The organism is Halomonas salinarum, from assembly GCF_012062845.1.
GTDB classification, from domain to species: Bacteria; Pseudomonadota; Gammaproteobacteria; order Pseudomonadales; family Halomonadaceae; genus Onishia; species Onishia salinarum.
The window spans coordinates 19,505-37,314 of sequence record NZ_WWNB01000001.1 but is presented as its reverse complement, the minus strand read 5'-3'; the positions used below and the strand labels follow the sequence as shown (position 1 = coordinate 37,314).

The 17,810-nt window shown below is 63.0% G+C and carries 18 protein-coding genes; 12 read left to right on the top strand and 6 right to left on the bottom strand.

Annotation, left to right across the window (positions count from 1 at the left end):
- Positions 1-38: 38 nt before the first annotated feature.
- Positions 39-701 carry a 6-phosphogluconolactonase gene (gene pgl / locus HF027_RS00175; protein ID WP_168011791.1) on the top strand — a complete coding sequence of 221 codons (663 nt, stop codon included), beginning with the start codon at positions 39-41 and terminating at the stop codon, positions 699-701.
- Between the two features lie 18 nt (positions 702-719).
- Positions 720-1,382: a bifunctional 4-hydroxy-2-oxoglutarate aldolase/2-dehydro-3-deoxy-phosphogluconate aldolase gene (locus HF027_RS00170; RefSeq protein WP_168011789.1), complete on the top strand. Its 663-nt coding sequence runs from the start codon at positions 720-722 to the stop codon at positions 1,380-1,382.
- 329 nt (positions 1,383-1,711) lie between these two features.
- On the opposite strand, the gene HF027_RS00165 is transcribed toward HF027_RS00170, so the two are convergent.
- The 6 genes from HF027_RS00165 to edd form a co-directional block, all read right to left on the bottom strand.
- A complete protein-coding gene (locus HF027_RS00165) occupies positions 1,712-2,692 on the bottom strand; it encodes a carbohydrate kinase family protein (protein ID WP_168011788.1) in 981 nt (326 codons plus the stop codon).
- Positions 2,689-4,380: a glucose-6-phosphate isomerase gene (pgi, locus tag HF027_RS00160; RefSeq protein ID WP_168011787.1), complete on the bottom strand. Its 1,692-nt coding sequence runs from the start codon at positions 4,378-4,380 to the stop codon at positions 2,689-2,691. Before pgi ends, HF027_RS00165 begins: the two co-directional genes overlap by 4 nt.
- 134 nt (positions 4,381-4,514) lie before the next feature.
- Positions 4,515-5,390 carry an aldo/keto reductase gene (locus HF027_RS00155; RefSeq protein ID WP_168011786.1) on the bottom strand — a complete coding sequence of 292 codons (876 nt, stop codon included), beginning with the start codon at positions 5,388-5,390 and terminating at the stop codon, positions 4,515-4,517.
- Positions 5,390-6,379, bottom strand: coding sequence for an aldose epimerase family protein (locus HF027_RS00150; RefSeq protein WP_168011785.1), 990 nt, complete (start codon positions 6,377-6,379; stop codon positions 5,390-5,392). The genes HF027_RS00155 and HF027_RS00150 overlap by 1 nt, the downstream gene beginning before the upstream one ends.
- The gene (glk, locus tag HF027_RS00145) at positions 6,376-7,344 is read right to left on the bottom strand and encodes a glucokinase (protein ID WP_168011784.1); all 969 of its coding nucleotides are present in this window, start codon (positions 7,342-7,344) and stop codon (positions 6,376-6,378) included. The genes HF027_RS00150 and glk overlap by 4 nt, the downstream gene beginning before the upstream one ends.
- A 280-nt stretch (positions 7,345-7,624) precedes the next feature.
- Positions 7,625-9,511, bottom strand: coding sequence for a phosphogluconate dehydratase (edd, locus tag HF027_RS00140; protein ID WP_168011783.1), 1,887 nt, complete (start codon positions 9,509-9,511; stop codon positions 7,625-7,627).
- A 221-nt stretch (positions 9,512-9,732) separates the two neighbouring features.
- Here edd and gap point away from each other — a divergent pair, with 221 nt between their 5' ends.
- From gap to HF027_RS00090, 10 genes are all read left to right on the top strand, one after another.
- Positions 9,733-10,734: a type I glyceraldehyde-3-phosphate dehydrogenase gene (gene gap / locus HF027_RS00135; protein ID WP_168011782.1), complete on the top strand. Its 1,002-nt coding sequence runs from the start codon at positions 9,733-9,735 to the stop codon at positions 10,732-10,734.
- 236 nt (positions 10,735-10,970) lie between these two features.
- Positions 10,971-11,345 (top strand): hypothetical protein, encoded by a 375-nt coding sequence (locus tag HF027_RS00130; protein WP_168011780.1) that lies wholly within the window; start codon positions 10,971-10,973, stop codon positions 11,343-11,345.
- A 149-nt stretch (positions 11,346-11,494) separates the two neighbouring features.
- Positions 11,495-12,652: a GNAT family N-acetyltransferase gene (locus tag HF027_RS00125; protein WP_168011779.1), complete on the top strand. Its 1,158-nt coding sequence runs from the start codon at positions 11,495-11,497 to the stop codon at positions 12,650-12,652.
- A 123-nt stretch (positions 12,653-12,775) separates the two neighbouring features.
- Positions 12,776-13,072 carry a cell division protein FtsB gene (ftsB, locus tag HF027_RS00120; RefSeq protein ID WP_168011778.1) on the top strand — a complete coding sequence of 99 codons (297 nt, stop codon included), beginning with the start codon at positions 12,776-12,778 and terminating at the stop codon, positions 13,070-13,072.
- The gene (ispD, locus tag HF027_RS00115) at positions 13,069-13,791 is read left to right on the top strand and encodes a 2-C-methyl-D-erythritol 4-phosphate cytidylyltransferase (RefSeq protein WP_168011777.1); all 723 of its coding nucleotides are present in this window, start codon (positions 13,069-13,071) and stop codon (positions 13,789-13,791) included. The genes ftsB and ispD overlap by 4 nt, the downstream gene beginning before the upstream one ends.
- A gap of 2 nt (positions 13,792-13,793) precedes the next feature.
- Complete coding sequence (ispF, locus tag HF027_RS00110; protein WP_168012219.1) at positions 13,794-14,291, top strand: 2-C-methyl-D-erythritol 2,4-cyclodiphosphate synthase; 498 nt, start codon at positions 13,794-13,796, stop codon at positions 14,289-14,291.
- The gene (gene truD, locus HF027_RS00105; RefSeq protein WP_245184365.1) at positions 14,281-15,384 is read left to right on the top strand and encodes a tRNA pseudouridine(13) synthase TruD; all 1,104 of its coding nucleotides are present in this window, start codon (positions 14,281-14,283) and stop codon (positions 15,382-15,384) included. Before ispF ends, truD begins: the two co-directional genes overlap by 11 nt.
- An 83-nt stretch (positions 15,385-15,467) precedes the next feature.
- Positions 15,468-16,214: a 5'/3'-nucleotidase SurE gene (gene surE / locus HF027_RS00100; protein WP_168011776.1), complete on the top strand. Its 747-nt coding sequence runs from the start codon at positions 15,468-15,470 to the stop codon at positions 16,212-16,214.
- Entirely contained in the window at positions 16,201-16,881 is a 681-nt protein-coding gene (locus HF027_RS00095; protein ID WP_245184363.1) for a protein-L-isoaspartate(D-aspartate) O-methyltransferase, read from the top strand. Before surE ends, HF027_RS00095 begins: the two co-directional genes overlap by 14 nt.
- On the top strand, positions 16,878-17,810 hold the full coding sequence (locus tag HF027_RS00090) for a DUF368 domain-containing protein (protein WP_245184361.1): 933 nt from the start codon (positions 16,878-16,880) through the stop codon (positions 17,808-17,810). The genes HF027_RS00095 and HF027_RS00090 overlap by 4 nt, the downstream gene beginning before the upstream one ends.

Below are 17,810 nucleotides of genomic sequence, written 5' to 3'. Positions count from 1 at the left end.
GCCATGGCGGCACCACGTTTACTTCACGAGGACGCAAGATGAACACCCGCGAACATTTGGCCCACCAGTTGGCGGAGGCGGTTGCCGAAGCGCTGCGTGCCGACCTGGCCAGCCAGGAACGGGCCCTGCTGGTGGTCTCCGGGGGCTCCACTCCGGTACCGTTCTTCCATGCCCTGGCCAGCATGTCGCTGCCCTGGGCGCGTATCGATGTGACCCTCGCCGACGAGCGCTGGGTCGCCGAGTCGGCCTCCGACAGCAATGCGCGGCTGGTTCGCGAGCACTTGCTGACCGGCGAGGCCGCCGCTGCGACCTTCGTGCCCCTGACCACTGATGACGAGACCCCGGAGCAGGGCGCAGAGGCCGTCGGCGAGCGCCTGGCATCGCTCGCCTGGCCGGCCAGCATGGTCATTCTCGGCATGGGCGGTGATGGCCATACGGCCTCGCTGTTCCCGGACAGCCAGGAGCTGCCGCTAGCGCTTGCCACCGAGGAGGCGGTCGTGGCGGTGCGCACCCCCAGTCAGCCCCAGGCACGGATCACCCTGAGCGCCGACCGGCTGCATCAGGCGAAGCGCCATGTGTTACACCTCAATGGCGAGGACAAGCGTTCCAAGCTGGCCGCGGCCCTGGGCGGCGACGACGTGCGCGAGCTGCCGGTTCGCGCTTTCCTGGCCTGCCCGCTGGCGATCTACTGGGCGCCCTGACCCCTTTTGGAGACCATCATGACTATCGACAAACAGCTGCCTTCCACCCGTACCACTGAACTCGACAGCATCTGTCTCAAGGCCGAGGTGATCCCGGTGATCACCATCGAGCGTATTGAAGATGCAGTGCCGCTGGCTCGCGCCCTGGTCGAGGGCGGTCTGCCCGTGCTGGAAGTTACCCTGCGCACCGATTGCGCACTCGAGGCCATTCGCCGCATGCGTGAGGCACTTCCCGGGGCAAGCATCGGGGTCGGAACCGTGCTGACACCGGCCCAGTACCGTCAGGCCGAGCAGGTCGGTGCTGACTTCGTGGTGACACCGGGTGCCACCGAAGCGCTGTATCGCTATGGCGTAGAGAGCCCGGTGCCGATGCTGCCCGGTGTCTCCACCATCTCTGAACTGATGGCGGGCTGGCAGTATGGCTATCGCCGTTTCAAGTTCTTCCCGGCGGAGTCCAGTGGTGGCGCTCAGGCCGTCAAGTCCTTCGGCGCACCGATCCCCGAGGCACGCTTCTGCCCGACGGGCGGTATCACCGTCGACAATGCCGACGATTATCTCAAGCTGGAGAACGTGATGTGTGTGGGCGGCTCCTGGCTGACGCCCAAGGCACTCATCGAGGCCGAGGACTGGGACGGCATTCGTGAATTGGCACGCCAGGCCGCCGAGCGCTTCCACCACTGAATCAGGCGCCGCCGCTGCCTGCCGGCGGCAAGGACGGCGGGCCTTCGACGCCGCTGTCTCGACTGCTTCTTCTCTCTCGACAGCCCTGCTGTTGTTCGACCCGCCACCGGCGGGTCTTTTTTTGCGCGACACTGAGGTATCCCGCTGGCGTTATGGCCGTGAAGTGCGACGGGCCGGTCAGGGGGGAAGAGGAGGGCAGGTGAGGCCCTCGGGCTTGCTTTTCGCCGCATCGGCTCGCCGGCTGACGAGCAGGCGTGATCGCCGGGCATTGCTCGGCGACTCGCGTATCGAGATGGGAGGGGGTACGTCACGGTGCTCGGCCGATGCCCCTAGTTTGCCGTCGATAACTCCATCAGCTCGTGTGTGGTGGGCAGGGCTTCATAGGCACCGGGGCGGGTGACGGCATGAGCACCACAGCGACACGCCACATCCACGGCGTGACGGAGCATGGCCGCGTCGTGCCACCAGTCATTGCCCGAGCCCTGGTGTGAAAGATCCTGCTTGGCCAGGGTCGCCAGCAGGCCGCCGATGAAGGCATCGCCGCCGGCAGTGGTGTCGACAGCGGTCACCCTGGGCGGGGTGACCTGAAAGGCACTATCGACAGTACGTACGTCGACCGACCCGGGACCATCGGTGATCAGAATCAGGCGCACGCCAGCGCTCAGGCGCTCCGCCAGCCAGTCTTCGGCGGGGTGGTCGCCGCGCAGAAAGTCGAGCTCATCGCGTGCCAGCTTGACCAGGTTGGCGCGATCGATCAGCTGCATCACCGGACCGATCTCGGCCTGGCCGCTTGCCCACAGGTTATGGCGGAGGTTGGCGTCGACGCTTACCAGGCTGCCGCTCTTGGCGGCCATGTCGGCGAGACTCAGGGTGGTCTCGGCGATCGCCTCTTCGGTAAGGCTGTTACTGCACAGGTGCAGGATCGCTGGCGATTCAAAGACCCCTGGCGGCAGGTGTTCGAGGCGATAGAGCAGATCGGCCGCCGGCGGGCGGTAGAAATCGAAGGTGCGCTCGCCGGCCGCATCGCGGGAGACGAAGGCCAATGCCGTACGCGCCTCTCGGGTGCGCACTACGCCAGCGGTATCCACGCCATGAGCCTTGAGTTCGGTGGCCAGGAAATCACCAAAGTGATCGTCGCCGAGCATACCCAGAAAGCGGCTGGGTACGCCCAGCCGCGCGCAGGCCACGGCGACATTGGCTGGTGCGCCGCCGGCATAGGGCGTGAAGGTTTCCGGGCCTTGGGTGTCGTCGCCCAGGCGGCTGGAGAGCATGTCGACGAGGGCCTCGCCGAAGGCAATGATGGGCGTCATGTGGAAGTGTCCTGCTTGGCCGATGACGGCGTGGATTTGGCCTTGGCGGTGTGCTTCTTGGTGGTTGGAGCGGCCTTGGCCGCTGAGGGCTCATTCTGCCTGTCATTGAAGTGGTCGCGAACCAGTGCCAGAAGCCCCTGGGTCGAGGCATCGAAGTCCTGGCTGTTCTCGTCGATACGCTCGCTGATTTCACCGGCGATGCGCTTGCCGAGCTGCACGCCCCACTGGTCGAAGGAGTTGATGTTCCAGATCACACCCTGCACGAAGACCTTGTGTTCGTAGAGTGCAATCAGTGCCCCCAGGTTCTTGGGCGTCAGTTCATCAAGCAGCAGGGTACTTGAGGGTCGGTTGCCCGGGCAGCTGTAGGGGTCGAGCTGGCTGTCGTCCTGGCTACCTTCCATGAAGGCATTGGCCTGGGCGAGCATGTTGGTCAACAGCGCGAAGTGGTGATCCTCGAAGCCTGACTCCGGTTTTAGTGAGGCGATGAAGTCGATCGGCACGAAGCGCGTGCCCTGGTGCAGCAGCTGGAAGAAGGCATGCTGGCCGTTGGAGCCGGTCTCGCCCCAGACGATCGGCCCGGTCTTGTAGTTGACCGGTTGGCCGAAAATGTCCACTGACTTGCCGTTGGACTCCATGTCGAGCTGCTGCAGGAACGCCGGCAACTGATGCAGGGCCTGATCGTAGGGCACGATGGCCTGGGTTTCGGCGCCGTGGAAGTTGATGTACCAGATGCCGATCAGTGCCATCAGCACGGGCATGTTCTCGGCGAAAGGCGCCGAGATGAAGTGATGGTCCATCTCCTGAGCGCCCTCGAGCAACTCGATGAAACCCTCGAAGCCGATCGATAGCGCGATTGGCAGGCCGATCGACGACCACATCGAGTAGCGCCCGCCGACCCAGGCCCAGAATTCGAAGACGTTTTCCTCGCGGATGCCAAACTCCATGGCGGCCTTGCGGTTGGTCGAGGCGGCGATGAAGTGAGCGCCCACGTCGGCGTCCTCGCCGGCACTGTCCAGGAACCAGCGTCGCGCGGTCTTGGCGTTGAGCAGTGTCTCCTGAGTCGAGAAGGTCTTGGTCGAGACGATGAACAGGGTGGTCGCCGGGTCGAGGCGCTTCAGCACCTTCTGGATATGGGTACCATCGACGTTGGAGACGAAGTGGAAGTTGAGCTCCGAGTGGCGATGCTTGAGCAGGGCGCGGCAGGCCATGTTGGGGCCAAGATCCGAGCCGCCGATGCCGATGTTGACCACATCCTTGATGCACTCACCGCTATAGCCCTTCCACTCGCCGCTGCGCACCTCCTCCGAGAAGCGCTTGATCTGCTCGCGAGTCTGGTGGATCTCCGGCATCACGTCCTTGCCGTCGACGTAGACCGGCTCGTCGCCGAGGTTGCGCAGGGCCGTATGCAGCACCGGGCGGTCCTCGGTGACATTGATGATGTCGCCGGAAAACATCTGGGCGCGCCGCTGCACCAGGGCGGAATGATCGGCCAGCTCGAGCAGGGTCTTGAGCACCTCGTCGGAGACCTGGTGCTTGGAGTAGTCGAGGAAGAGTCCCCCGACCCGCAGGCTCATCTTCTCGAAGCGTTGGGGGTCGGCCGTGAAATAGTCGCTGATGCGGTCGTTGGCGGTCTTCTGGTGCAGACGTTCAAGGGTCTGCCAGGTGACGCTGCGGGTCAGTTGGAACATGCCGTCCTCCGGGGTGATGGGTGGCGTGATTGTTGTGATGATCGGTTTCGAAAGGCTTGCCTGTTGTCATGGTCGCCGAATAGATGAATCGAGTCATCTCACGAGTGAGAATAGTCTGTCAGTCGCCAGATCGCTCAGGCGACACGATGGCTGCGGGCCTCCTCTAGCAGGGCAAACCAGGTGGGGCGTTCCAGGTTCAGGTTGGCGCCAGTCAGTAGCTCATTGATGCGCTCGGGCCTTAGGGTGCCGATAACCGGAACGGGCCGCTGGGGCAGGGCCCTGAGCCAGGCGAGGGCAAGGCCTGCGGAGCTGGTCTCGAGTTCCTCGGCGATCGTCGATAGTGATTCGCCCAGCACGTCTTCGAAGACGATGCCGCCGCCCAGGGGTGACCAGGCCATTGGGTGAAGGTCGTCGGCGACCAGGGCGTCATAGCGGCCGTCGAACAGTGGGTCGGGGTAGGCCAGCGACAACTTTAGCTGATGGCCCATCAGCTTGTGCTGCATGGCTTGCTGCAGGCGACGCCATTGTTCGGGTAGAAAATTTGAAACCCCGACCGCACCAATCTTGCCGTTGTCGATGGCCGCGTCCAGCGCGCGGGCGGTGGCCTCGGCATTCATTAGCGGGTCGGGGCGGTGGAGCAGGAAGTGCTCGAGTTGCTCGACGCCGAGCCGGCGCAGGGCGTCGTCGATGGCTTGTGTGATGTAGTCAGGTGAGCTGTTGTAATGCTTCACGCCCATCGGCGAGAGGTCGCGATTTGGGGTGACAATGCTGGCCTTGGTGACGACCTTGACCCGTTTCGCGAGCGCTGGACGAGCGCGCAATGCCTGCCCGAACAAGGTTTCGCCCTGGCGATCGCCATAGATGTCGGCATGGTCGTACCAGCAAAGGCCTTGATCCAGGCGAGCCTCGATCCAGTCGGCCATGGCGTCGGGACGATGTAGCGGTTCATGCTCATGCAGTCGCATCATGCCGAGGAGAAAAGGGGCATTACGAAACAGCTCGGTGCTCATCAGTCACTCTCCGCACGAGAAAGGGTCGTGCCCAGCAGGTGCTGGGCGCCGGGGACCAGCCAGACCGGGTCGAGGCGAGTGAACGCGGACTCGACGCACAGGAAGTGGCGACCGGCCTCGACGGAGGTGTCGGCAGGCAGGTCATTGCCTGGATGCCAGACCACCGTCGAGTCGCTACCTTGCTTGGCGATGGTGAGCCGGCGCTCGCCGTCATCCAGTACCAGCGGCCGGTTGGAATGATAGATGCGATCCAGCGGGCCACGAATGCCAAGCTCGCCCTGTTGCTCACTTTCGGCAAAGTCAGCGCGCTTGTCGAGGTAACGGGCGCCGGCGAGGCCGGTCAGACGGCAGCCCTGGACGTCTGCAACGGCCAGGTAACTGTGCAAAGCGGCGGTCAGCTTGAGCGGTGTTTCGCCGACATGCTCGCTGATAAGCTCCACGTGCAGGCGCTTCGCATTGGCCTGGATGACGGCACGCACCAGCAGTTGAGAATGCAGGCGCTCAGTGGGGGAAAGGTGCAGTTCAAGGCCTTCTTCATGCTCGTCGACGCCGTCCAGGTGCCAGTCGGCCAGTCGCGCCGGGCCATGCATCGGGCCGGAGCGGTCCACCGACTCGTCGGCGGTGTGCTCGTCGGCGAACCAGGGCCAGCACAGCGGGATGCCGCCACGAATCGCACCAGGCCGCTCCTGAGGCGTCGGCGTGACCCACAACCAGCCACCCGGCACCAAGCCGCTGTCATCTGCATTGGGCGTGGATTCAGCTTCGTTGCGCGTGGTTTCGGACGCGTTAGAAAGCGGCGCGGGTGAAGCGCCTGCGGCTCGCCCGGTTTCGGGGGCGAAAGGTAAATAGTGCAGCACCTGAGCGCCTTGCAGCGATACCACAAGCTCTCCCCAGGCTTCGCGGGCCAGCCACAGGGTGCGTCCTTGCCATTCGACCTGGCGTTGTCCGTCGGTGGCGTCCAGCAGTTCGCGCAGGGACCTTGGAATCATTCGACCTCCTCGTTATGCAATGCCTCGGCAGCGCCCAGCAGTCCTGTCCAGGGTGCGGTCACTACCCAGATCGGGATGTCGGCATTGTAAGCGCTCATGCGCCCCTTGTCGGCAAAGGCGGTACGAAAGCGGCTGTCAGGTAGCCAGTCGAGCAGGCGCGGCAGGATGCCGCCACACAGGTAGACCCCGCCACGGGCACCGATGGTCAGAGCCGCATCGCCACACACGTCGCCGAGTATCTTCAAGAAGCGTTGCACGCTATCCACGGCGATGGCATCGCCCTCGCCGGCACCGGCCGTGACCTCGGCGGGGCTCTGGAATCGGGGTGTGGCACCCATCAGGGAGGCGTGCGCGCAGTACAGGTCCAGTAGCCCCTGCCCACAAAGAATGCGCTCTACCGAGACACGGCCATAGCGCGAGCGGAAATGGCGAAGCAGGTTCTGCTCCTGCTCGTCGGTGGGCGCAAAGGTCACATGTCCGCCCTCGGTGGGCAGGGGGATCCAGGCGTGCTGGCCGGGGAATACGCCCGCCACGCCAAGGCCAGTGCCAGGTCCGATGACCAGGCGAATACTGTGTGCCTGGGCAGAGCCGCCACCCACCGCGACCAGGTCGTTTTCGGCAACGTGGGGCACGCCCAGTGCCTGGGCAGTGAAGTCGTTGATGATCTTGAACAGATCAAGGTTGAGTGATTGCTGAACCGCTGTCTTCGAGAAGGCCCAGGCATTGTTGGTCATCTTCACCCAGTCGTCGTGTACCGGGCAGGCGAAGGCTAGGCAGGCCTCCCGTGGGGCGCGCTCTCCGGCGTGACCGACGCGCGCCAGGTAATCTTCGATCGCGTCCACCAGGTTCGGGTAGTCGGCGCAGGGCAGGCTCAGGATGTCGTGGGGCTCGAAGGTATCCGGCGTCACCAGCGCGAAGCGCGCGTTGGTGCCTCCGATGTCACCGATCAGGGCGGGTCGGGTCATGGGCGAGTCTCCGATGCACGAGAGCGGGTGCCACCGCTCTCGATGAGGGCGGGTCGGGTCATGGGTGAGTCTCCGATGCACGAGAGCGGGTACCACCGCTCTCGATGAGGGCGCCGGTCCGGGCGGGTCGGGTCATGGGCGAGTCTCCGCAGCACGAGGGCGGGTAACCGCTGTTGATGAGGGCGCCGATCAGGGCAGAGGGGACATATATCGGCCTCCGGCGTTTGGTGGCGGGTGCCGCCGCTCTTGACGACGGCACCGATCAGCGCAGGGCGTGCCACTAGGCGTCCTCTTCCTGGATCTGCTGCTGCTGGCGTGACAGATCATCTGCTTCGAAGCCGCCGAAGACGCCAGCGCCCTCTTCGGCGCCCATGGCCAGGTGACGAAAGCCAGCAAACAGTTCGCGGCCAAGGCCGGAGTGGTAATGGTCCAGGTTGGCGTCGGCCAGGGTGCGCTTGCCCCACTCACTGGCATCGACGAGCACGCGGAGCTCGCCGCTGTTGGCATCCAGGCGTACCACGTCCCCTTCCTTGAGTTTGGCCAGCGGGCCGCCGTCGATGGCCTCGGGGGTCATGTGGATCGCCGCGGGCACCTTGCCGGAGGCGCCAGACATGCGTCCGTCGGTAACGAGGGCGACCTTGAAGCCACGATCCTGCAGCACGCCGAGGAACGGTGTGAGTTTATGCAGTTCGGGCATGCCGTTGGCCTTGGGCCCCTGGAAGCGCACGACGACCACGACATCGCGATCGAGCTCGCCTGCCTCGAAGGCGGCCTTGAGCTGGTTCTGATCATCGAAGATGCGCACCGGTGCTTCCACCACGCGATGTTGTTCTTCGACGGCAGAGATCTTGATCACGCCGCGGCCCAGGTTGCCGTCGAGCACGGTCAGGCCGCCGGTCGGGGCGAAGGCATCGGACACCGGACGCAGCACATCGCGGTCGAGGCTCTCGGTGGGGCCCTCGTGCCAGACCAGCTTGCCGTCCTCGAGGAAGGGCTCCTGTGTGTAGGCGCTCATGTCGGTGCCGAAGACGGTGGCGATGTCCTGGTGAATCAGCCCGGCGCCGAGCAGTTCGCGAATCAGCAGGCTCATGCCGCCGGCGGCCTGGAAATGGTTGATGTCGGCCTGACCGTTGGGATAGATGCGCGTCATGCTTGGTACCACTGCGGAAAGGGCAGTGAAGTCGTCCCAGGTGATGGTCAGGCCCGCGGCGGCGGCCATGGCCACCAGGTGCAGGGTGTGGTTGGTGGAGCCGCCAGAGGCCAGCAAGCCGACCATGGCGTTGACAATCGCTTTTTCGTCGACCTGCTTGTAGAAGGGGCGATAGTCACCACCGGCCTCGCTGTTGCGGATCGTCTGTTCCGCCGCATAGCGGGTCAGCGCTTCGCGCAGCGGCGTGCCCGGGTTGACGAAGGAGGCACCGGGCAGGTGCAGGCCCATGATTTCCATCATCAACTGGTTGGAGTTGGCGGTGCCATAGAAGGTGCAGGTGCCCGGGCCATGGTAGGAATCGGACTCGGCCTGCAGCAGCTCCTCGCGGCCGACCTTGCCCTCGGCATACAACTGACGAATGCGGGCCTTTTCCTTGTTGGGCAGGCCGCTGGTCATCGGACCGGCCGGCACGAAGGTCGACGGCAGGTGTCCGAAGCGTGCGGCGCTGATGAACAGCCCCGGCACGATCTTGTCACATACACCGAGGAAGATCGCACCGTCGAACATGTTATGCGATAGCCCCACCGCGGCGGCCATGGCAATCACTTCACGGGAATAGAGCGATAGCTCCATGCCCGGTTGTCCTTGGGTGACACCGTCGCACATGGCCGGCACGCCGCCGGCGAATTGGGCGGTCGACCCCATCGCACGGGCCGCATCCTTGATGGTTTCTGGAAAGGTTTCCAGCGGCTGGTGGGCCGACAGCATGTCGTTATATGACGAAATAATGCCCAGGTTGGCACTGTTCATCAGCTTTAGCCGACCCTTGTCGGTTTCGCCGCAGGCAGCAAAGCCGTGAGCCAGGTTGCCGCAGGATAGCTCACCGCGATGGACGCCGCGGCCATGCTGGTCAGCCATGCGGCGCTCATAGAGCGCCCGGCGTTCCTGAGACCGCTCGCGAATGCGCTCGGTGACTTGGCGGACGACGTCGTTTAGAGGAGTATCTTGAATGGCCATGGGCAGCCTCGCTAAGGGATGGTGGATGGCGATGTGTGTAAAGTTAGCAAAAAATTGCCTTGAATGTCGTCATGCTTTGGGCCAAATTAGGGCACAAATGTAAGATTATTTCATTGAGGGGCAAGACGGCCTTTGATCGTCTTTCGCATGCTTCGGGCAATGACCCCGTATCCCCCTCTTTTCAATCAAACGCCAGCAGACATCAGAGTGAGGATGCCAATATGACGTTACGCGTAGCCATCAACGGATTCGGTCGCATCGGGCGCAATGTGCTTCGAGCTCTTCACGAGAACGGTTACACCGACCGTATCGAAGTCGTGGCCATCAATGATCTGGGCGACTCCTCGCTCAACGCACATCTCCTCAAGCACGATAGCGTGCACGGGCATTTCCCGCATCGTGTCGAGCACGATGATGAGAGCATCAGCATCGACGGTCAGCGCATCAGCATCTACGCGCAGCGTGACCCGGCAAAGCTCCCATGGAAGTCCCTGAACATCGATCTGGTCATGGAATGTACCGGGCTCTTCGTCAAGAAAGCGGATGCCGGTAAGCATCTCGAGGCCGGTGCCGGTCGCGTACTCATTTCCGCGCCGAGTCCGGATGCCGATGCCACCGTCGTGTTCGGCGTCAACGATGACGTGCTGACCGCCGAGCACAAGGTCGTGTCCAACGCCTCTTGCACCACTAACTGCCTGGCACCGGTGGCCAAGGCACTCAATGATGCGGTGGGCATCGAGAACGGCCTGATGACCACTGTGCACGCCTATACCAACGATCAGAATCTATCCGACGTCTACCACAAGGATCCGTACCGGGCGCGTAGCGCGACCCAGTCGATGATCCCGACCAAGACCGGTGCCGCAGCGGCGGTCGGCCTAGTGTTGCCCGAGCTTGATGGCAAGCTTGATGGTCTGGCGGTGCGTATACCGGTCATCAATGTGTCGCTGGTCGACCTGGTGTTCACGGCTAGCCGCGACACCACCAAGGAAGAGATCAACGAGGTTGTCGCCAAGGCGGCGGAAGGCTCCAAGGTGCTGGCCGTCAATGCTCAGCCATTGGTGTCCATCGATTTCAATCACGACCCCAATTCCTCCACCTTTGATGCTAACCACACGCGGGTCAATGGTCGCCTGGTCAAGGTGATGGCCTGGTATGACAATGAGTGGGGCTTCTCCAATCGCATGCTGGACACTGCGCTTGCCATGCACGCCGCTTCCTGAAGCGGTAAAGGGTACGGACATCGCGCTAACCTGCAGTTTCGGCGATCTCACGGCTCCGCTCATGCTCGCAGGCTGGCGGGATGTCCTACTTGCAACAAAAGGGTGCCGAAAGGCACCTTTTTTTCTTGCCTTTCTCTATGACTTCACATTATAGGGTCTCACCCCGGCGACTTAGCTGCTAAGCTTATTGCTTATATAGGTCAGTCATCTTCCTCGGATTCTGGAAGTCAGCCATCATGAATAAGGCGGTAGCAGACACACATTGCCTCTTGGGCTCTCAATTGCGTGACCCTGATAGCGGTCGCCAGGGGCGTATTGTGGGCATCGACCAGGCGCGTGAAACGCCGGCCCTGTTGGTCAATTGGGGGCAGTCCGGAGTCGAACGGGTAACGTTGAGTGTTACCGAGCTATCTGACTTGGTGACGGCAAGCCTTGCCCATGAACGCAATACTCGCCGTGAGACCGCGTCCGATGCGCGGCAGTCTTCTGGCTCTGCATCGGGTGCTGCGCCGCAGTCCTCAGAGGATAAATCCGCTGACCGCGGTTCCGCGCCCGCCTCGCAGCCAGCCGAGTACCCTCCCCGGGCAACCGGTAGCGACGGTCGGCGCTGAGCATTGGGCTTAAGCACTGGGCTTAAGTACTGGGAATGGTGCCCTGGGTACATGTTGGCCGTTAATTCTCCCGGGCCGCGTGCCAAGCCCTGCTGACGCGTCATTTTCCCCGGCCTTTCACTGGCCCCTTTCTGATCGCTGAGGTCGCGATGACCACTCCTTCCCGACCCGACGAGACGGGTCTTTCGTTTACCTGTGTCGAGGCGATTGCCGCCTTACCCCGTAAGGCCTGGAATGCCCTGGTAGGGGATGATCACCCCTTCCTGCGTCATGAGTTTCTCGACGCGCTGGAAGCTAGCGGCGCGGTGTCGCCAGGTACCGGTTGGACGCCGAGGCATCTGGCGGTCTGGCGGGGCGAATCACTGGTAGGCGCGCTGCCAAGCTACGACAAGGATCACTCCTGCGGCGAGTATGTCTTCGATTGGGGGTGGGCAGATGCCTGGGAGCGCGCGGGGGGAAATTACTATCCCAAGGCACTCTCGGCCATTCCCTTTACCCCGGCGCCTGGGCCGCGGCTGGCGCTGGCGCCGGGCGAGGACCGGCAGGCCATCATGCGGCTGCTGGCCGACAGCTGGGAGAAGCGCGATATCCTGAGCTGGCATCTGCTGTTTGCCGACGACGCCGAAGTCGATGACTGGCGAGCGGCTCGCCCCAATCTCATCGAGCGGAAGGGCGTGCAGTTTCAGTGGCAGGATGCAGACTTTGGCGATTTCGATGGTTTTCTGGCGGCGATGACTTCACGTCGTCGCAAGGAGATTCGTCGTGAGCGGCGAATCGTCGCCGATCAGGGCCTCAGTCTGCACCGATTGGAAGGCGAGGCCATCGACGACGAGGCCCTTGAGCACTTCTATCGTTGCTATCAGGTCACCTACATGGAACGTGGCCGCCAGGGCTATCTCAATTACGCGTTTTTCCAGCGCCTGCGAGACAGTCTGCCCGAGGCCCTGGTGCTGATTCAGGCGCGTTTACAGGGCAAGCCGGTGGCTGCCGCACTGTGTCTGCAGGGCCGTCACACCCTATATGGTCGCTATTGGGGAAGTGAGGTGATGGCCGACTGCTTGCACTTCGAGGCCTGCTACTACCAAGGCATCGAGCATTGCCTGGAAAAGGGGCTAAGTCATTTCGATCCCGGCACTCAGGGTGAGCACAAGATAACCCGTGGCTTTGCGCCGCGCCTGTTGCGATCGCTGCACTATATCGCCGACCCACGCCTGCATGACGCCGTGGCGCGGTTCTGTCGTGAAGAAGGTGTACAGGTCGAGGCCTACTGTCAGCATGCCGAGGCATTATTGCCTTTCAAGCGTTGAGACGACTACCTACGTACCGACCTATACCTACATACCGACCTGGCGGGCGGCTGGCGCTGCTCGCCGCTGGTCAAAAGATGATGGCATAATGCGTGCCATCGAATTTCCCTGACAGGACCCTTCATGCTCAAGTGGTTGGCCATCGTACTGGTTGCTCTGACGTTACTGCTGCAGTACCGGCTGTGGTTTGGCGAGGGCGGTCTGCAGGAGTATGCGCAGATACGGGCCCGAGCCGATGCCATGGAAAATGAGAACCAGCCGATGCGGGCGCGTAACGAGCGCCTCGCCGCTGAGGTGGTCGACCTGAAAAATGGTCTCGATGCCATTGAAGAGCGGGCGCGTAGCGATATTGGCATGGTACGTCGTGACGAGCAGTTCTACTGGGTGCCGGATGTCAACGTCGACAAGGAAGCCCCATGAGCCGTTTGTGGTTGATTGTGCCGGCTGCCGGTCAGGGACGGCGTATGGGCGTCGATCGTCCCAAGCAGTATCTGGAGCTCGCCGGCCGCCCGGTCTTGGCACATACCCTGGCTCGCTTGCATCAGGCTTTTCCCGAGGCCGGACTCTGCCTGTGCCTGGACGATGATGATCGCTGGTTCGACCCTGAGTGGGTGCCTTTTGCCGACTGGCGGCGCAGTTCGGGTGGTGCGGAGCGGGCCGATACCGTGACGCGGGCACTGGCACTGCTGCGTGATCAGGCTGACGATAACGATCTGGTCCTGGTGCATGATGTGGCGCGCCCCTGTGTCGCTCTCGATGATCTGGTGCGGCTTCGAGCCGCCCTGAATGAAGACCCGGTAGGCGCGCTGCTGGCAACGCCTGTTGCCGATACCATGAAGCGTGCCGATGCCGCCGGTCGGGTCGCCGCCACCGAGCCACGCAGCGGTCTCTGGCATGCTCAGACGCCCCAGGGGTTTCGCGTTGGGCTGCTGCGCGAAGCACTCGATAAGGCGCGCGCACTGGGGGTGACGGTTACTGACGAGGCCTCCGCCGTCGAAGCGATGGGCCATGCGCCACGTCTGGTGGCAGGGCGACGCGATAATATCAAGATTACTCACCCCGAAGACCTGGCACTGGCGGCGCATGTGCTCGCCGCTCAGTCTGCGTCTTCATCAGTTTGCGGGAATAGCACCACATGACGCTGCGAATAGGCCACGGCTTCGATGTCCATCGTTTCGGCGAGGGCGACCATCTGATGCTCGGCGGGGTACATATTCCCTTCAAGCAAGGCTTCGTTGCCCATTCAGACGGTGACGTGCTTTTGCATGCCGTGTGCGACGCCCTGTTGGGTGCCTGTGCGCTTGGCGACATTGGCCGCCACTTCCCCGATACCGATGCAGCCTGGGCAGGCGCTGACAGCCGTGCGCTGCTGCGCCATGTCATGAGCCTGGTGCAGGACGCAGGCTTTCGGGTCGGCAACCTGGATGTGACTCTCATCGCCCAGGCGCCGAAGATGGCCCCGCATTTGTCGGCCATGATTGCTCACTTGGCTGCAGATCTCGCCGTGACGGCCGATGTCGTCAACGTCAAGGCCACTACCACCGAAAAGCTGGGTTTCACGGGGCGCGGTGAGGGTATCGCCGCCGAGGCGGTGGTGTTGCTCGAAGCGGTGACCACGGGAGTTCGGCATGACGGCTGACATGGCCCCTTGGCCGCCCGCCTGGCCGCGAGCCTTGGGGCGGGTGCCAGGTGACGCATCACAATCCGAAGAAGGCGAATCGCTTCCGGCTGGTGACTATCGGGCCGCCCCCGAAGATTTCGTGGTCGAAGAATGCCTGGGGTTTAGTCCGGAAGGCGAGGGCGAGCATCTATGGCTGTGGGTCGAGAAGCGCGCCTTGACGACCCACGAGCTCGCCAGAATGCTGGCTCAGGTGTGTGGCGTAGGTGAGCGCGATATCGGCTATGCCGGTATGAAGGATCGCCAGGCGGTGACGCGGCAGTGGTTTTCTGTCCACCTGCCTGGGCGCGAGGCCCCGCAAGACATTCAGTCAGCGCTCGACGCACGCCTCAACAGTGATGATGCCTGTGTGGTGCGCCTGCTCGATCAGGCCCGTCATCCCCGCAAGCTCAAGCGCGGCGTACATCGCGGCAATCGTTTCCAGCTGCGACTGAGTGGTGATGTCGTCGATGATCCGGCCCTTGGTGCCCGCTGGCAGCGATTGGTCGAAGGCGGTGTACCCAATTATTTCGGCCCTCAGCGCTTCGGCCCCGAGGGGCGCAATCTTGCACGGGCACGATCGCTGTTGGCGCGGGGCTGGCGCAAGCGGGATGATCGTCAGGGCATGTTGCTGTCGGCGGCGCGCAGTTACCTGTTCAATCAGCTGCTGGCCGCGCGCATCGCTGATGGTAGCTGGGCGACGCCGTTACCGGGCGAGCTGGTCATGCTTGAAGGGAGTGCCAGCCAGTTTCTGGCCGATCAAGTGGATGATGCCCTTCTGGCGCGTGCCGCGGGGTTGGATGTCCATCCCACCGGTGTGTTGTGGGGTAGCGGGCGCCTTGGGAGTCAAGATCAGGCGGCTAAGCGGGAGCAGGCGACGATCGCCACCGAGCCCAGTCTGGCCGCGGGGCTTGAGGCGGCGGATGTGCGCATGTCACGGCGTCCGCTGCGCTTTCGCCTCGAGGCGCCGCACCTGTCCCGCGAGGGGCATGAGCTTTGGCTAAGTTTCGGGCTGCCTCGGGGCGCCTTCGCCACCGCGGTACTGCGCGAGTTGATGACACACCCGACCCTCTAGGGCGGGATGGATAGGGATAGCCGCATGGTGGCTGTCCGCTTGCCGGCGATCGCCGGCCAGATGATGGAAGGCAAGGAGACCGGATGCACCGTTTACTGCTGTCCAATGATGATGGTGTTCATGCCCCGGGCCTTCGGGCCCTGCATGACGCTCTGTGTGATCATGCCCGCCTGCGGGTCGTGGCACCTGACCGCGACAAGAGCGGCGCCAGCAACTCGCTGACCCTGGGCCGCCCCCTGGCCCTGACGGCACTGGAAAACGGCTTCTACAGCGTCGATGGCACGCCGGCCGACTGTGTCTATCTGGGCGTTAACGGTGTATGGGAAGAACGACCGGACCTGGTCATCTCGGGCATCAATCATGGCGCCAACCTGGGCGACGACGTGCTCTATTCCGGCACCGTGGCCGCCGCCATGGAAGGGCGCAATCTGGGGATGACGGCGATCGCCATGTCACTGGTGGGTACACATCATTTTGATACCGCGGGTCGCGTAGCGGCGACGCTGATCGGCGCCGCGTCGTCGCTGTCACTGCCTCCCCGCAGTCTGCTCAACGTCAATGTGCCGGATCTGCCCTGGGAAGACATCCGCGGCTTTAGAGTCACCCGGCTTGGCTATCGCGGCCCTGCTGCAAGGCCAATGAAAGTGCTCGACCCACGCGGCCGCGAGCGCTACTGGATCGCCGCTGTTGGTGATAATGCCGATGATGGCGCAGACACCGACTTTGCGGCGATAGAAGCCGGGTTCGTGTCGATCACGCCGTTGCAGACTGACCTGACGCGCCAGGCGGCGCTGCATGACGTACAGGGGTGGCTGGATGCCTTTGCGTGAGATGAAAGACCCGGCGCTGATCGGCGTGGGCATGACGTCTCAGCGCACACGGGACCGCCTGGTCGGCCGCCTGAAGGAGGCCGGCATCGTCGATGAGCGGGTGCTTGAAACCCTGAGTCGAGAACCTCGCCATCTGTTTCTGGATGAGGCCTTGTCACATCGGGCCTACGAGGACAGTTCCCTGCCCATCGGCCACGGTCAGACCCTGTCTCAGCCATGGATGGTGGCCCGCATGACCGAGCTGGTGCTGGCCGAGACACCGGAGCGGGTGCTGGAGATTGGCACAGGCTCCGGCTATCAGACGCTGATCCTTTCGCGCCTGGTGTCGCGGGTCTATTCGCTCGAGCGTATTGCTGCCCTCAAGGAGCGGGCCGCCGAGCGGCTTCGTCGCCTGTCGGCGTATAATGTCACGCTGCGCCTGGCGGACGGCGGCCATGGCTGGCGAGATGCCGAATCCTTCGATGTGATTCTGCTTACCGCCTGTGCCAGTGAACTACCGTCGGCGCTACTTGACCAATTGGCAGAAGGTGGGGTTCTGATTGCGCCGCTTGAAGACGATACCGGTCAGCAATGGCTCACACGAGTGCACAGGCAGGGCCAACATTTTGAATACAAGCGGCTGGAGCCTGTGCACTTTGTGCCGCTTTTACAGGGAGTCATACGTTGAAGCGGTCCTATTCAGTATTCCTCAAGGGCGCCGGCATGGGGGCCGCCGACGCGGTTCCTGGCGTTTCCGGTGGCACCATCGCCTTCATCACCGGCATCTATGAGGAGTTGATCCATTCCATCAAGTGCTTCGGGCCCAGCGCCTGGGGCGCCTGGCGCCGTGGTGGCCTCAAGGGCCTGGCGCTGCACCTCAATCTCGCGTTCGTTATCCCGCTGATCCTGGGCATCGTTATCAGCCTGGTGAGCGTCGCGCATATTGTCACCTACCTGCTGGAGAATCATCGGTTGCTTCTCGATGCCTTCTTCTTCGGCCTGGTGGCGGCCTCGGCCTGGTTGGTCAGCCGTCGGCTAACGGACTGGCGTCTCTGGCATGTACTCCCGCTGATAGCAGGACTCTTGTTAGCCGATGGTTTGCCGGCGCTGATGCCGCTGGTCAGTGGGCTAGGCAGTGAAAGTCTGATGTTGGGCGTTGCCGGCGCGATTGCGATCAGCGCAATGCTACTGCCGGGCATTTCGGGCAGTTTCTTGCTGCTTACCATGGGGCTCTATGGCAGTGTGATGGAAGGTATCAAGACCTTCGATATGGTGCTGATGGCACAATTCGGTCTGGGCTGCCTGGTAGGGTTGGCCGCCTTCTCGCGTCTGCTGTCCTGGTTGCTTGTGCGTTTTCATACCGCGACCCTGCAGTTGTTGATCGGCTTCATTCTCGGGGCCTTGCCCCTGTTATGGCCCTGGCGTGAGTTGGTGAGCTACCGTCTGGGCCCCGATGAGCAAATGATACCCATGGAATATCGGAATCTATTCCCTGATGATTATGCCCAGCTGACCGGCGATCCGTCGGGCTTGGTGCCCGCTGTGGCCCTGATGCTGGGTGGACTGATTGTGGTGCTGGCGGTGGGACGTTATGTGTCGCCGAACGGCAGCCAATGA